This is a genomic window from Flammeovirga aprica JL-4 (assembly GCF_012844305.1).
GTDB classification, from domain to species: domain Bacteria; phylum Bacteroidota; class Bacteroidia; order Cytophagales; family Flammeovirgaceae; genus Flammeovirga; species Flammeovirga aprica.
In genome coordinates, this window is the sequence record NZ_JABANE010000418.1 from 1 (window position 1) to 551 (window position 551).

At 36.3% G+C, this 551-nt stretch carries 1 protein-coding gene; it reads right to left on the reverse strand.

The window, feature by feature from the left end; translation table 11 throughout:
- Positions 1–551: IS3 family transposase (locus tag HHU12_RS34705; RefSeq protein ID WP_169661241.1), on the reverse strand; the 551-nt coding region annotated here is incomplete at both ends.

A 551-nucleotide genomic window follows, 5' to 3' on the forward strand; every position in this document is an offset into this window, starting at 1 on the left:
CAGACCATTCATCTTGGCCTTTACAACTCATAGAATGTGGTTTTTCTTTTGGTTTTGAGCTTGTGTCTCGGCGACCCGTATCAAAGATATAGAAAGGTTTTTGATTATCAATTGAACTATGTCGTCTTTCGTGATTATAGTAAGACATATATTCTATTATACCTAAAGCTAACTGGTGACCATTACTATAAGAATGTTTATATATTTTCTCATATTTCAAACTTCGCCAGAAACGCTCTATAAATATATTATCAGTTGCTCTTCCTTTACCATCCATACTGATGGTTACACCTTGACTAGTCAAGTACTCTGTAAATACATCACTTGTAAATTGTGCCCCTTGATCTGTATTGACAATCTCCGGTGCTCCATGCTCTTCTATACACTCCTGTATCGTCTCTTTGCACCATTCCGCTTCCATTGTATTGGAAAGAGACCAGCCTACAATGTAACGGCTGTGTATATCAATTACAGCCATTAAATACATAAAACCCTTTTCCATTGGAATGTAGGTGATATCGGTTGCCCATACTTGATTTACTTTATTAATG